We start from the raw sequence: 14,565 nt of genomic DNA, 5'->3' as shown, positions 1-14,565 counted from the left end.
CAAGGATTTTGCTTTAAGCAAGGGTGGATTTTAGCTTAAAGTTACTTAATATTTGCTGTTGATATAAGATGTTGCAAATTTAAAATAGTTGATAATGCAAAAATTTCTTTATCCATTTTTGTGTTTGTTTTTAGCTCTAGCTCGGCTAAATTTAGCGTTTTAAATATCTCCAAATAGGTATTTAAATTTAGTTTTAAGCTATTTGCTTTTAATAAATTTGCGACATTTACAGGCGGTTGATAACCAATCGCCTCATCTAAATTTAAGCGGCCATTTATCTTAATGTAAGAGTAAATTTTAAATAGCCTAAAAAATGCTTTGTAAAGTGAGTTTAGAAGTAAAATTTCATTAAAATTTGGATCTTCTAGATAGGTAAAAAAGTCGTTTTTTATGTCTTTTAGGGCCATAAATTTATTAAAAAAATCATCAAAATTTATCCCGCCAAGCCCAAAAACTAGCCTTTTTACATCATCTTGTTCGATATGTGTGTTTAGGCTCTTTAGTTTTGTTAGCTCGCTTGCAGCAAGGTATAAATTTTCATTATGTGTAAAGTAAAGCTCATAAAGTGCGTTTTTGGTTATATTTAGGCCTATCTTAGCTGAGCTTTTGGCTAGTAAATTTATCGCTTCATCTGGAGTTGAGGGCTTGAAAAATCTAGCAAAATTTGTCCCAAAAGCCTTTTGTGTATCAAAAACTAGTTTCATATCGGACTCATAAAGCTCAAACAAAAAGTAGTTGTCCTGGCTTTTTGAACAAAGCGAGATGAGCTCCTTTAGCTCTTTTGCTGGGATCTTTTTGTCGCTTTTTACATAGAGGATATTTTTGCCACCAAAAAGCGACTGCTCGCTTAGATGAGAGCTTGCTTGCGCGTAGTTGTACTCATCAAAATAAAGGCTTAATAAATTTGCATCTTCGCTTGAATAAAAGCTCAAAATTTCCTTACCAAAAAGCTCGATCTGAAACTCATCTGCTCCAAAAAGCAAGAAGTAGTTGCTTAAATTTGCATTTGCTAAATTTAGCTCCAAATCCTTTCTATACATCGATCTTTCTTACCACTTTTGCAAAAATTTTAGCACTCGCGATGTCGGCCTCTGTGATCTTTACAACAAGCTTTTGAAGTAAATTTGCGCTGTATCCAGTTATAAAAATTCTAGCTCCAACAAAATAATCATCAAGCTTAGCAACCAAGACATTTTGGTTTTCGCTCACATAGCAGCGCACCTCTTTGCCGATGTTTGCGGCTGCCCAGCGTGCAAATTTCCTATCCATAAAGTCGTAGGCTACCTTGTCGGCCTCTCTTTCAAGCTCGCTTAAGGTTGCGCAGGTGCTTTGGATGTTTAAAAGCAAAAAGTTGTAAAGCTTGTCATCTTTTGAAATTTTAGCCTTTAAAAGTCTGTGTAAAATGAGATCAGAATAGCGTCTAATAGGGCTTGTAAAGTGCGTGTATCTATCAAATCCAAGCCCAAAGTGGCCTAAATTTTCACTTGAGTATTCAGCTTTTTTTTGAGACTTGATGATGAGCTTATCTATCTCTTCGCGGTTGCCAAGTTCATCGGCTTTTATTTGGATCTTTCTTATCAAATTTGCAAGGTCGCTTTCGTAGGCAAAGTCAAGCCCTAAAAGCTGCAAGTCTTCAAGCAAGGTATCTATCTTTTTAAAATCAGGCGATGCGTGGTTTCTAAAAACACCCTTTGTGATGAGCTTTGCGGCAGCCTTGTTTGCTAAAAGCATGCAGTCCTCGACTAGTCTATGTGAGTCGGAGTCACTTTCAAATCTAGTTTGTAAAATTTGACCCTCTTCATCAAGGCTCATTCTAAGCTCTTTTGTCCTAAAGTCAAATGCGTGCAAAAGCCTTTTTTTGCGAAGCTTTGTAGTGAGTTTAAAAAGTGGCTTGATCCATGAAATTTCACACTCTATTTTGCCCTCTAAAATTTCATCGATCTCGTCGTAGTTAAAGCGCCTTTTTGAAAGGATGATCGCCTCAAAAAGCTCCTCTTTTTTTATCTCGTTATTTGCATCAAGTGAAATTTTAAAACAAAATGCAAGGCGAGGCACATTTGGTTTTAGCGAGCAGATATTTTCACTAAGCGCGCGCGGTAACATCGGTACTGAAATGTGCGGAAAGTAGATAGAAAAGCCTCTTTTTTTGGCCTCGCTATCAATGGCGCTATATGCGGTCACATACTCGCTCACATCAGCGATTGCGACGTAAATTTCGCGTTTTTTTTCATCAAAATATATGGCATCGTCAAAGTCTTTGGCATCGACTGGATCGATCGTGCAAAACTCTAAATTTCTTAGATCAACTCTATTTGGATACATGCTAGCATCGACTTCGTCGCCAAAAGCCTTTGCCTCAAGCTCACAAGCCTCGCTAAATTTATCGTTTTTATTATAAATAGCAAGCGAAATTTTCTCATCACTTAGCGGATCTTCTAAATTTCCTAAAACCTCGACTATTTCGTTATTTAGGTTGTTTATCTTAAGCAGCGTCCCAAGTGGGAGCATCTTTAGGCTTTTTTGTGTCGCTTTTAAGGTCGTGCTTAGCCCTGTTTTTAAATTTACCCCTAAAATAGCTGCTCCAAAGCGTTTTGTGTAGACCACGCTTGTCTCATTGGCAAGCTTTAGGCTCATTACTATTTTAGCGCTTTGGCGTTTTTTCTTAAGTGGCAAAAGCTTCGCTAACACGATATCGCCAAGGTGAGAGTTGTTTAAATTTTTATTTTCTACGATGATATCTTGCTTGAAGCGTTTATCAAACGGCATGATAAAGCCAGTTGCGTTTTGACTGATGTCTAGCTTGCCGCAGACGTAGCCATTGTTTAGGTAAAATTTATCTTTATGGGAGCTTACGGCACCAAGATTTAAGAGATTTCGTAAAATCTCTTTATCTTCGTTTGAAACTTCTTTTTCCTTGATGCCAACTAGTAGTGATGTTAGAAATTCTTTCACAAATTATCTTTGACTTTAGCGACAGCCATTAAAAACGTATCATGTCCAAAGCCGTATTCGTCAAGAAGAGGTAGAGTATTTTGTATGCTTATATCATCAAGTTGATTAAAGATATTTACAGCCGTTTTTATCACTTTTAGGGCTTTCGCGTAATCTTTTATATGATCTGGTGCCTCTTCTGGATTATTTGAATAGAGTATCGAGCTACTAAGCTCTGTCTCAAGGTTCCATTGTTCAAAAATTTTAGCTGTAACTTCTTCATTTGACATATCTAAAATTTCTGTTTCAAATAGGGCAAGATCAATTGGGCTAGATATATTTTTAAGTTTTTCCCTAAATTCGGCGTCTTGCTTATTTTCGGCTAATTCGTGAGCAAGAACTATCTTGCCAATCTCAAGCATAAATGAAGCTGGAGAGAGAATTTCTAAGCTTTTAGGATTAACTTTAGAATGCCAATTGTACATCAGTGCATTTTGTATTATCGAGATATTTAAAAAATCTTGTGTAGTAATGCCATAAGGCTCTAAATTTATAGAAAAGCTCTTTTTAATCGTACTTGAAAGTGCAAAACCTCGAATAGTAGCCATACCAAAAAGAGAAATAGCTCTTGCAATGGTTGTGATCTCTTGAGAAAACCCATAAAGTGGAGAGTTTGCTGAACGCAAGATATTTGCTGTTAGCATCGGATCCTTTTCGACCACTTTTGTAAGATCACTTATTGAGCTGTTTTCGTCCGCATGTAAGCGTTGAATTTGTATAACTGTATCATCTAATGGTGGAAGTGCTTTGATTTTTTTAAAAACTGATTCATTCATTGAGTTATCTCTTTTTTTGAAATTTCAGCGTATTTTATCAAAATAAATTATCATAAAACTTAAAAAGAGTTTCCATATATTTCAGCCGAATTTTTGCTGGCTAAAGTTATAATTTCGCCAAATTTTAATAATAGGAGTAACAATGGCTATAAATGTTTATTATGATAAAGACTGCGATTTAAGCCTTATTCAAAGTAAAAAAGTAGCAATCATCGGCTTTGGCTCACAAGGTCATGCACATGCTGAAAATTTAAGAGATAACGGTGTAAGCGTTGTGATTGGCCTTTCAAAAGGTGGCAAAAGCTGGGCAAAGGCTGAGGCAAAAGGCTTTGAGGTAAAAACCGTAAGCGAAGCTACAAAAGGCGCTGATGTGGTTATGATTTTAACTCCAGATGAGCTTCAAGCAGAAATTTATAAAAACGAGATCGAGCCAAATTTAAAAGATCATGCTGCTATCGCATTTGGACATGGATTTAACGTTCATTTTGGGCAGATCAAAGCTCCAGCAAATATAGATGTCATTATGATCGCTCCAAAAGCACCAGGACACACAGTTAGAAGCGAATTCGTAAGAGGTGGCGGCATACCTGATCTTATCGCCGTTGAGCAAAATGCAAGTGGAAAGGCAAAAGAGATCGCTCTAAGCTATGCTTGCGGTATAGGCGGCGGCAGAACCGGCATCATTGAGACAACATTTAAAGATGAAACTGAAACAGATTTGTTTGGTGAGCAAGCTGTTCTTTGTGGCGGTCTTTGCGCGCTAGTAAATGCTGGCTTTGATACACTTGTAGAGGCTGGTTATGAGCCTGAAATGGCGTATTTTGAATGCTTGCATGAGCTAAAATTAATCGTTGATCTAATGTATCAAGGTGGCATGGCTGATATGCGCTACTCTATCTCAAACACAGCTGAATACGGCGATTACGTAAGCGGCGTAAGAGTAGTTGGCGAAGAGAGCAGAAAAGCTATGAAAGAAGTTTTAAAAGAGATTCAAAATGGCAAATTTGCAAAAGACTTTATCCTAGAGAGAAAAGCAGGATATGTTAGAATGAACGCTGAGCGCGGTATAGCTGAGAGAAGTTTGCTAAATCAAACTGGCAAAAAACTTCGCGCGATGATGCCTTGGATAACTAACGGCAAACTTATAGATCAGAATAAAAACTAAGCCTTGATCGAAAAAAAGACTACAAAGAAGCGACCTACAAAAAAGGGTGCAGGTCGCTCTCACAATAAAACCTATCTTGGTATCGGCATTATCGCGGCTATTTTGGTAATAGCACTTAGCGTGGCTCTTAGTATAAAAAATAATGGTGCAGAACAGATAAGCAAAGCAAATGAGCCAAAGATAGAGAAGCAAATTCTAAAAAAAGCTGAGCCAAAGATTGCTAGTAAAGAGAAAAAGCAAGAATACGAAAAGAGAAAATACCCTCTAAAATTTGATGAAGATGAAAATTTAAGTAAAATTTTTACCGATCCTAAGCATAAAAGTGAGCTTGTTTTAAATTCAAAAGTTGAGCCAAAAGAGCAAAAAAAGATAGCTGAAGTAAAGAGTGAAGTCAAAAAAGAAGAGATAAAAAAAGAGCAAAACGATACTAAAAATTTGCTTGCAAATTATAAAAATACAGAGCCTAGCGTAATAGAAAATGAACAAAAGATAGAGCCATTTTATAACTCAAAAACCGAACAAAAAACTGAGCTAAAATCTCAAAATTTTGAAGTAAAAATCGATCAAAATAAAAGCACTGAAATAGAAAAAAAAGAAAAATTCAAAAGCGAGAACACAAAAGTCGAGTCAGCTAAAAAAGCTGAAAATTTAACCACTAAAAAGATAGAAAAAACAAAGTATGAAGAAAAGAATATAAAAAAAGATAGCTTTGAAGCGGTACCTTTTACGCCAAATGCCAGCATAAAAGGGCGTGCAAAGCTCGTCATCATAATAGACGATGTGGCGACATTTGAACATGCAAGTATGATAAAGTCGCTTGGCTTAAAAATCACACCGTCTATTTTTCCAGCGACAAAGACTCATCCAGATACGCCAAATATCGCAAGAACATTTGAGTTTTATATGATACATCTTCCGATGCAAGCAAAACACTTTGATAGCCCAGAGATAGGAACTCTTACGATCAACGAGAGTTTTGAGAGCATGCATGAAAAGATAAAAAAGATACGCAAAGACTTCCCGCGTGCAAAATACACAAACAACCACACAGGATCGCGCTTTACAAGCGATTTTGACGCTATGGATAAGGCTTATAGGGCGCTGATAGAGCAGGGCTTTGTTTTTATTGATAGCAAAACTATCGCCCAAACCGCAGTCGCAAGAGCTGCAAAAAAACATAATCAGCCATACATTTCAAGAGATATATTTTTAGACGACGATCCATCGGCTAGTGCTGTTAGACGTGAGCTTGTGGCTGCTGTAAATTTGGCTAAAAAAAGAGGCTACGCGATCGCCATCGGGCATCCAAAGAAAAATACGATCGCAGTTATAAAAGAGAGCAAAAATAATCTTTTAAAAGATGTTGATGTAGTTTATTTAAAAGATATTTTATGAGACTTGACTTTATTCCAAAGCCACTAAATAGACTAAAAAATACACCAAAGCAGCTAAATTTTATCGGAGATACTTCGCTTTTATCCTTACCAAAGATCGCAGTTGTTGGCTCAAGAAAGGCAAGTGTTTATACAAAAGAGTGCGTCACAGCACTTTGCACAGCACTAAAAAGTGCAAACATATGCGTGGTAAGTGGTGGAGCAATCGGCGTTGATATTGCAGCTCATAAAGCTGCTATGCCACGAACGGTTGGCATTTTTGCGAGCGGGCTTGACACCATCTATCCAAGCCAAAATAAAGTGGCGATAAAAGAAATTTACGCCAAAGCCTTGGCTCTTAGTGAGTATGATGAAGGTGAGCCACCACTTGCTTATAGATTTTTGGAGCGAAACCGCATAGTTGTGGGGCTTTGTGAAGCTCTAGTCGTCGCGCAAGCTGATCTTAAAAGTGGCTCTATGCAAAGTGCGAGGCTTGCAAATGAGCTTAAAATTCCAGTTTATGTACTGCCACAACGCATGGGCGAAAGCGATGGGACAAATTTTTTGCTTGCAAATAAAAAAGCCGAACTTATCGATGACTATCATAAATTTGCTTCACTTTTTGGCGAGACAAAAGAGCAAGAAAAAGCCGATGATGAGATATTGGATTTTTGTAAAAATGGCATAAGCCTTGATGAAGTTTTGGCAAAATTTGGCGATATCATCTATGAGTATGAGCTTGAAGGGCTAGTTGAAATTTCAAATCTAAGAGTAAAGAGCTTGCTATGAGAGAGAAATTTATGGCGATCGATGTTGGGCTAAAGCGAATAGGACTTGCCTTTGGTTTTGGTGAGATCGTGGCCCCGCTTGAGCCAGTGCTTAGAAAAAATAGAAATCAAGCCGCAAGAGATGTGAGCCAAAAAGTAAATGAATATGCCCCAGATACTCTAGTAGTTGGCGTGCCAATTGGTGGTAGTAGCGAAGATGAGATGAGAAGACGTATCGAGCATTTTGTCTCACTTCTTGATGTAAAGGCAAATATTGTCTATCAAGATGAAGCCTTTAGCAGCAGCGAAGCTAGTGAAATTTACACCAATACAAGACGAGATGGTAGGCTGGATAGCATTTCAGCCACTATTATTTTAAAAAGATATCTTAGGATAAATTAAAAAGTAAAAATCGGTCTATTTCTCAAGCGAATTTTTAAAAGCTAGCTGAAAGCTATCTGTGCTAAAAGGCTGCTTTAATACTGTGACATGATTTGGCAGATCGTTAGCTGACTCATCGTTTTTGCAAATGGCTACAATACGAAAATTCTTAATATTTTTAAACTCAAGTATATCTTCTAGCATCGCTTCATTTTTTAAAATTTTACTATCGATAAAGATAACAAATGGAGTAAAAATAGAATCTTTTATGTGTCTCATTAGATTGCCAAGGTCGTTTTTACCGATAACTTTTAGACCTAAAAAATTTATCTGAGTACTAATGGTGTCAAACAAAGCATCGTCATCGCAAGCGACTAAGATATTTGTATTTGTTTGATTTTTGATATTTATTTGTCTTTGGATGGCTCTATCGCCTGTTAGTGCCGCGCTAAAAGATATTAAAAATTCTCCATCATTGTGAGAGATCATAGATTCATTTGCTTTTTTTAGATAGTTATTTATCTTGCTGAGGTAGTAGTGACTTGGTCTCATTACGCTATGGCTAGATTTTATCTTAATGTCAAAATGTACAGATTTAGGACTATAATTTTTAAGTTGAAAGAGAATGTAAATGTCTGCATATTCGGTAGAGTAAAGGAAAAATTTGCAAATATTTTCAAGTGTTTTTATGAGATTTGTAGCATCAAATTTTAAAAACCTTGGATAACTTGGATCGTAACTAAAAATGATGGAATTTTTAGTATCTTGCGCATCTTGGTATATGGCGCTAAGAAAAATTTCCATTCTGTTTATGATATCGATAGGCTTATCTTTCATATTATCAACATTCCGTCGCCGTATGAGTAAAATCTATACTTTTCATCAACTGCCGTTTTATAAATTCTCATCGTCTCTTCAAGCCCTATGAAGCTAGTAACTAGCATTATTAGAGTTGATTTTGGTAGATGAAAATTTGTAAGAAGGTAGTTTTGCCTGATAGGCTTATTATTTAGGTTTAAAAATAACTTACAAAAGCCATTTGCTTGCTTGCTTCTTGCAAATTCTTCAACACATCTAGTAACCGTCGTACCAACGCCAAGGATTGGTTTATTAAAATTTATAATCTCTTGAGCTTGCTCGCTTAGCTCGTAAAATTCTGAGTGCATTTTGTGGTCATTTATATTTTGGCATTCCACACCTTTAAATGTCCCAGCGCCAACGTGAAGCGTAATGTAGGCGACTTCATGCTTTGCTTTTATCTGCTCTAACATTTGTTCACTTATGTGAAGGCTAGCTGTTGGAGCTGCTACCGCACCGCTATTTTTGGCAAATATACTTTGATACCAGCTCTCGTCATCCTTTGTATCAGCCCTTTTAATGTATGGCGGAAGCGGGACGTGACCAATCTTTTCAAGCTCACTAAAAAGGCGAACATTATCAAGCAAAACGCCATTTTGCGTAAAATTTACCACTCTTGTGCCATCATCATTTAGCTCAAGCACATTTACTTTTAGATTATCAGGAAAATTTAAAACACTACCAGCGCTTACTTTACCTCTTATATAAACGCTAAATTTATTTTCGCCTATGGGCTGGTTTAGCATCACTTCGCAAGCCCCGCCGCTTTCTTTTTGTCCTAAAATGCGAGCTTTGATAACTTTTGTGTTATTAAAAATGACCGCTGCATCCTCTGGGATGAGGCTGGAGAGATCTTTAAATTTGTAGTGTTTTATCTCTTTTGTATTTTTAAAATAGACAAGCAATCTTGCTTCTTCTTTTGGCAAAATTGGCTCTTTCGCGATGAGCTCTTCTGGTAAAAAATAATCATAACTTGAGACGTCGTTTATATTACTCATCGCTTGCTACGTCGCTGTCTTGTTCTTCTTTTTCGTCTCCATCGTCGCTCTTGCTAGCTCTTTTGGCGACGATTATTGAAATTCCATAAAGTCCGATGAGTGGTAGTGCCATTAAGACTTGACTTATCACATCAGGTGGTGTAACGATAGCTGCAAAGATAAAGATAATAACAACAGCGTATCTGAAGTAATCTTTTAGCATCTTGTCATCGACAAGTCCGATCTTTGCTAAGAAAAATGTAATTACTGGTAGCTCAAATGAAATTCCAAAGCCAATTAGTAGTTTTGCAAAAAAACCAACATACTCGCCAATGCTTGGTAAAGCCGTAAAGAGTTGGCCACCAAAATTTACCAAAAATGCAAAGCCAAGTGGAATCACCACGTAGTAACAAAATGCTGCCCCGCACGCAAACATAAATGAAGCTGAGATGACAAATGGGATCACATATTTTTTTTCATTGTCATAAAGCCCAGGAGCGACAAATAGCCAAAACTGCCAAAAAATGATAGGTAGCGCGATCACGACACCAGCAAAAAATGCAACCTTCATCGCTGTAAAAAATGGCTCTTGAATTTGAGTGAATATGATATTTGAGCCAGCTGGCAAGACTTGTTTTAGCGGTTCGCTCATCCATGCAAGCAGTGGGTTCCAAAACGTAAAGCAGATGCCAAAACAGACAAAAACGCTTACTATGCTTATAAAAAGTCTCTTTCTAAGTTCGATTAAATGGGGTCTTAGCTCTTCAAACATTACGCCTCTTTTTTATCGTTTAAGATCGCATCTTTAACTAAATTTGTTGGATTTTGTATATTTTCTACCGTTTTTTTGGTGTCGCTTACGACATTTTGTATGTCGTTTGTGATATCAGTAGCGCTTTTTTTGATCTCGTCAAGCTCTTCAAAAGTGAGCTTTTTACGCACACTTTGCGTACTTTGAGTTATGCTTTCTTTATATTTTTGAGCATCTTCTTTTAGCTCAGCTATCTTCATTTCTTGATCAAATGTTGATTTTGCGTCGTTTATGCCTTTTTTAAACATTTTTAGAAATTTTGCAATCTGAACCATCGCGCTTGGCAGCTTGTCAGGACCTAAAACTAACACTGCAATAATGGCGATAACTAAGATTTCAGAAAAACTCATTCCAAACATTTTTGCCTCTATTAAATTTTATTTAAGCTTTGTATTTTATCTTGACTTTGCTCAAAATTTTATAAATTTAGTCCTCGATAAAGAGTGCGATCTCGTCGCTTAGTAAGAAATTTGGATTGTAAAATTTACCATTTTTAAAGAGCAGTTTTTCATTTTCTACAAGCAGATTTGCTCTTTTTTTCTGAGCCTCACTTAAGCGTCCAGCCTCCACGCCAACTATGCTTCTAAGCCCTAAAAATATATGCTCTCTTACTAGCTCACTCTCGTTTAAAATTTCTTTTTCTCTGTAAGTTGGTTGCGAGATGTAGGCATCTATGCTATTTTTGGCGTAGTATCTGGTGTCATTCACAAAGCCCACGCTAAAAGCCCCCACACCAAGGTAGTTTTTGCCTTGCCAGTAGCCAAGATTGTGCTTGCAAATTTGACCGTAATTTGAAATTTCATACTGCCCAAAGCCAGCTCGCTTGATCTGCTCTATCATAAATTTAGCCAAAGTGTCGCTATCTTTTTTATAACTTTTTTTACCAGCAAATGGAGTATTTTCTTCAAGAGTGAGCGAGTAGGCGCTTAGATGCGTGATAGCAAGACTTTTTAAATTTTCAACCTCAGCCAAAAGACGTTTTTTAGTGTCAAATTTGGTGTCGTAGATGAGGTCTAAATTTATACTCTTAAAGCCAGCTGTCTGGGCATTTTCAACTGCTTTAAAAATTTGCTCCCTGCTGTGAATGCGCCCCAGAAATTTTAGCTTATCTTCAAAAAAACTTTGAGCGCCAAAGCTTATGCGATTTGCACCTAAATTTTTAACATGCTTTAGCCAAGCAAGGCTTGCTGAGTTTGGGTTTGCTTCAAGTGTGATCTCAGTTGTTGGAGTGCAAAGAGGCGCTAAAATGCTAAAAATTTCATCATAAAATTTAGCATTTACCGCACTTGGTGTGCCGCCACCAAAAAAGATAGTAGAAATTTCTTTTACATTTTGGCTTTTTAGCTGAAAATTTAGATCAAGGCAAAGTGCCTTAAAGTAGGCGCTGACCTTGTTAAATTCGTCATCGCTTGAGCCAAAGGCGCAGTAAGGACACTTGCTTTCACAAAATGGCACGTGGATATAAACTTGCAAATTTCTCTCTTTTTAAATTTTGGCGATTATAAGAAATTTGGCATTTATAGCAGTTTAAAAGTAGCTTTTTGTCTTTAAGAGTTTGCTTGGCAAAAAGCCAAAATTTATCTTAAAAATTTTTGCAAAATGTGCAGTATTTGCGTAGCCTACGATATTTGCGGCTTCTTTTATGCTTATATCATTTTGCTCTAAAAGAGTAAAAGCCAGCTTTGGACGCTCTTTTGCTAAGAGTTGGTAGATCGTATCTTTGAAAAATAGCTTAAAATTTTTCTTTAGCCAAAAGTCATTTGTGCCACAAAGATGGGCTAGCTCCTTGATGCTTGGAGGATTTTGCATGCGACTTAATAAGATCATTTTAGCTTTTAAAAGAGTTTTTTCTTCATCGCTGCTAAGTGAAATTTCGCTCTCTTTTCGTATTTTACTTTTATAAATAAGCTCTAAAATTTTTGACTCGGTAAAAATTTCCCTCATCGCGCCTTCATATAAATTTGTCGTCTCAAGTTCATTTAAAACGCAAATTTGAGCTAAATCTTTTTTATATTTTAAAAGCTCAAATTTATCATCAAATCTAAGCCCAGCAAATATCTCAAGCTTATTTGCGTAGCTTTCGTCAAAAAGTAGTGTTTTTGTCTTATAAAATTTATTTTGATACTCAAAGACACCTTTAAAATCATCATTAACAAGCCCAATGCAAAATTCATCTTTGTTTAAAATATACTCTTTTCTATCAAGCTTAAAGCAAAGATCGTTTTTATCCTCATTAAACATTAAAAATAGGTATTTTTTAGACTTGTGACGATCCCTTTTTATCCTGCCATTACATAAAATTTCACTTTTTAGATAGCTGATACCGCTGCTTTGCTTGAAAAACTCTACGCTTACTTGTTTTTCCTTTTGAGATATCTTGCTCGTTCCATATTTTTTGTCTAAATTTATCATTTTATCCCTCAAGCGTTAAATTTAATCCCTTTAGCGTTACGTATGATATTGATAACGATTATTTAATTTTAGTAAAATGTGCATTAAATTTTTATAAGGAGTTTTTGTGAAAAGTGCATTAAAAATTTCTATTTGTGCGGCAATTTTTATAAATTTACCGCTTTTTGCAAATGAAGATAAGGTTCTGCCAGAAGTTAAAGTAGTTAGTGCGACAGGATTTGAGCAAAATATCAAAGACGCACCAGCAACGCTTAGCGTTATAACCAAAGAGGCATTAGAAAAGAAAAACCATAAAGATATCGAGAGCATGACAAAGGATATCCCAAGTCTTTTTGGAACGACTTCCGAAGCGGCAAATAGACGAGGAATTTCTATACGTGGATTCTCTCCAAGATTTACTAAAATTCTAGTAAATGGCATGCCAGTACCAGGCGATAACGCCTATAAAGGGCTTAGAAGTGTTGGAGGCTCATATAGTTTCATCCCACCAGCAAGTGCGATAAGCCGTATCGAAGTGATACGTGGACCTATGAGCTCACTTTATGGAAGTGACGCACTAGGCGGAGTTATAAATATCATTACAGATGAGTTTAGTAATGAATTTGGTGCAAATCTTGGCTCAAGTTATAAATTTGCTAGAAATAAAAATATAAGTGGCGAGCTTTACAATAGCCTTTATCTTCACTCTGGACTAATTGATGATGTTTTAAGTGTTTCTGTTTATGGCAAAAATTTAAATAAATCAGAAGATAAAATTTCTTATGCAAATAGAGAGCAAAAGGATAGAAATTTTGGTACAAAGCTATTTTTTAAGCCAAATGAAAATAATGATCTTATACTTGAGCTTGCAAGAAGCGATGTGAAATATAAAAGAACTAAAGGCAAAACACTATCAACTGGTACTAACTCGGTTGCTAGCGAGAGAATAAAGGGCGATATGATAAATTTAAGCCACGAAGCAAGGCTTGATAATATCTTGCTTCAAAGCTATTTATCTTATGGCAAGCAAAAAGAGATAGCACAACAAAATTTGACGCTAAAGACTCTAAATTTTGATACAAAAGGCTCATATTTTACTGATAATAATGCCTTTACATTAGGACTAAATGCCAAAAAAGAAAAGCTAGACGAAAAGGCTACCACGGCAGATGCGGCAAATGTAAAAAGATATGATGTTTCACTTTACGGCGAAGATGATTATCATCTTACAAAAGATTTTATCTTAAGTACTGGTATTCGCTATAACTACGATGAGAACTATGGCTCGCACGTTTCACCAAGAATTTATGGCATCTATAGCTTAAACGACTTTTTTGCCTTAAAGGGTGGAGTTAGCACAGGTTATGCAACACCCGATATCAAGCAACGAACACAAGATCTTGCATTGCCATTTGCTGGAGGACGTGGAGCACAGCTTGGCAGAAGCAGCCTTAAGCCAGAGACAAGCGTAAGTTATGAATTTGGTGGCGTTTATAATAATAATGAAGGTTTTGAAACGTCTTTAACCGGCTTTTACACAAGTTTTAAAGATATGTTAAGCTATAGCCCTATCTGCTCAAGAGGCAGTGTTTGCAGACACAAAGGCAAAATTTATCCAAATGGTATTTGGGAGAGTATAAATATCGGCAAGGCTGAAATTTACGGAGTTGAGCTAACAAATGAGTGGCAGGTGACAAATGCTCTTAGACTAAATCAAAGCTACGTCTATACAAAATCAAAACAAAAAGATGGAACAGAAGTTGGCAAAAGCTTAAACAACTATCCGCTTCATACATTTAAATTTGGAGCGAACTACGAGCTAAATAGATGGCTAAATTTCTGGTCACAGATAAATTATTATGGTAGAACTAAAAACTCATTTAGCTATGCTGATGATATGAGAGCTTATGTGATCGCAGATCTTGGCATAAATTACAATGTAACTAAAAATTTCAGCCTAAACTTAAGCGTTTATAATCTCTTTAACGAGTTTTTTACGACAAGATCAGGCAGATACGATATTTTGATAGTCGATGGACAAAAGATCGAGCTTGGCTTTAATCTAAAGTTTTAAA

General features: G+C 36.4%; 14 protein-coding genes. 5 read left to right on the top strand and 9 right to left on the bottom strand.

Translation table 11 applies throughout. The annotated features are described in order from the left end of the window. Positions 1-41 precede the first annotated feature (41 nt). Genes holA through F3G66_RS00705 form a run of 3 tightly spaced genes read right to left on the bottom strand, consistent with a single transcriptional unit; the run spans position 42 to position 3,767 of the window. Entirely contained in the window at positions 42-1,040 is a 999-nt protein-coding gene (gene holA / locus F3G66_RS00715; protein ID WP_149706823.1) for a DNA polymerase III subunit delta, read from the bottom strand. After that, positions 1,033-2,952: an RNB domain-containing ribonuclease gene (locus F3G66_RS00710; protein ID WP_149706822.1), complete on the bottom strand. Its 1,920-nt coding sequence runs from the start codon at positions 2,950-2,952 to the stop codon at positions 1,033-1,035. The genes holA and F3G66_RS00710 overlap by 8 nt, the downstream gene beginning before the upstream one ends. Further along, the gene (locus F3G66_RS00705; RefSeq protein ID WP_149706821.1) at positions 2,949-3,767 is read right to left on the bottom strand and encodes an HDOD domain-containing protein; all 819 of its coding nucleotides are present in this window, start codon (positions 3,765-3,767) and stop codon (positions 2,949-2,951) included. The genes F3G66_RS00710 and F3G66_RS00705 overlap by 4 nt, the downstream gene beginning before the upstream one ends. Before the next feature lie 142 nt (positions 3,768-3,909). Between F3G66_RS00705 and ilvC the strand changes: the two genes are divergently transcribed. Genes ilvC through ruvX form a run of 4 tightly spaced genes read left to right on the top strand, consistent with a single transcriptional unit; the run spans position 3,910 to position 7,474 of the window. Continuing rightward, a complete protein-coding gene (gene ilvC / locus F3G66_RS00700; protein WP_054196937.1) occupies positions 3,910-4,932 on the top strand; it encodes a ketol-acid reductoisomerase in 1,023 nt (340 codons plus the stop codon). 3 nt (positions 4,933-4,935) lie between these two features. After that, positions 4,936-6,327: a divergent polysaccharide deacetylase family protein gene (locus F3G66_RS00695; RefSeq protein ID WP_149706820.1), complete on the top strand. Its 1,392-nt coding sequence runs from the start codon at positions 4,936-4,938 to the stop codon at positions 6,325-6,327. After that, complete coding sequence (locus F3G66_RS00690) at positions 6,324-7,094, top strand: DNA-processing protein DprA (protein ID WP_149706819.1); 771 nt, start codon at positions 6,324-6,326, stop codon at positions 7,092-7,094. The genes F3G66_RS00695 and F3G66_RS00690 overlap by 4 nt, the downstream gene beginning before the upstream one ends. Next, positions 7,091-7,474, top strand: coding sequence for a Holliday junction resolvase RuvX (ruvX, locus tag F3G66_RS00685; protein ID WP_149706818.1), 384 nt, complete (start codon positions 7,091-7,093; stop codon positions 7,472-7,474). Before F3G66_RS00690 ends, ruvX begins: the two co-directional genes overlap by 4 nt. 15 nt (positions 7,475-7,489) lie before the next feature. Here ruvX and F3G66_RS00680 read toward each other — a convergent pair whose 3' ends face one another. From F3G66_RS00680 to F3G66_RS00650, 6 genes are all read right to left on the bottom strand, one after another. After that, positions 7,490-8,290 carry a hypothetical protein gene (locus F3G66_RS00680; RefSeq protein WP_149706817.1) on the bottom strand — a complete coding sequence of 267 codons (801 nt, stop codon included), beginning with the start codon at positions 8,288-8,290 and terminating at the stop codon, positions 7,490-7,492. Continuing rightward, the gene (queA, locus tag F3G66_RS00675; protein WP_149706816.1) at positions 8,287-9,309 is read right to left on the bottom strand and encodes a tRNA preQ1(34) S-adenosylmethionine ribosyltransferase-isomerase QueA; all 1,023 of its coding nucleotides are present in this window, start codon (positions 9,307-9,309) and stop codon (positions 8,287-8,289) included. The genes F3G66_RS00680 and queA overlap by 4 nt, the downstream gene beginning before the upstream one ends. Continuing rightward, the gene (gene tatC, locus F3G66_RS00670; protein WP_149706815.1) at positions 9,302-10,060 is read right to left on the bottom strand and encodes a twin-arginine translocase subunit TatC; all 759 of its coding nucleotides are present in this window, start codon (positions 10,058-10,060) and stop codon (positions 9,302-9,304) included. Before tatC ends, queA begins: the two co-directional genes overlap by 8 nt. Further along, a complete protein-coding gene (tatB, locus tag F3G66_RS00665; protein ID WP_149706814.1) occupies positions 10,060-10,458 on the bottom strand; it encodes a Sec-independent protein translocase protein TatB in 399 nt (132 codons plus the stop codon). Before tatB ends, tatC begins: the two co-directional genes overlap by 1 nt. A gap of 67 nt (positions 10,459-10,525) precedes the next feature. Beyond that, positions 10,526-11,572 carry a radical SAM family heme chaperone HemW gene (hemW, locus tag F3G66_RS00655; RefSeq protein ID WP_149706813.1) on the bottom strand — a complete coding sequence of 349 codons (1,047 nt, stop codon included), beginning with the start codon at positions 11,570-11,572 and terminating at the stop codon, positions 10,526-10,528. Between the two features lie 54 nt (positions 11,573-11,626). Continuing rightward, a complete protein-coding gene (locus tag F3G66_RS00650; protein ID WP_149706812.1) occupies positions 11,627-12,511 on the bottom strand; it encodes a helix-turn-helix domain-containing protein in 885 nt (294 codons plus the stop codon). 106 nt (positions 12,512-12,617) lie between these two features. On the opposite strand from F3G66_RS00650, the gene F3G66_RS00645 reads away from it, so the two are divergent. After that, on the top strand, positions 12,618-14,564 hold the full coding sequence (locus F3G66_RS00645) for a TonB-dependent receptor domain-containing protein (protein WP_149706811.1): 1,947 nt from the start codon (positions 12,618-12,620) through the stop codon (positions 14,562-14,564). The last annotated feature ends 1 nt before the right edge of the window (position 14,565 follow it).

This window comes from Campylobacter concisus (genome assembly GCF_902460665.1).
Classification (GTDB): domain Bacteria; phylum Campylobacterota; class Campylobacteria; order Campylobacterales; family Campylobacteraceae; genus Campylobacter_A; species Campylobacter_A concisus_AL.
This window is presented reverse-complemented; position numbering and strand designations above follow the sequence as displayed.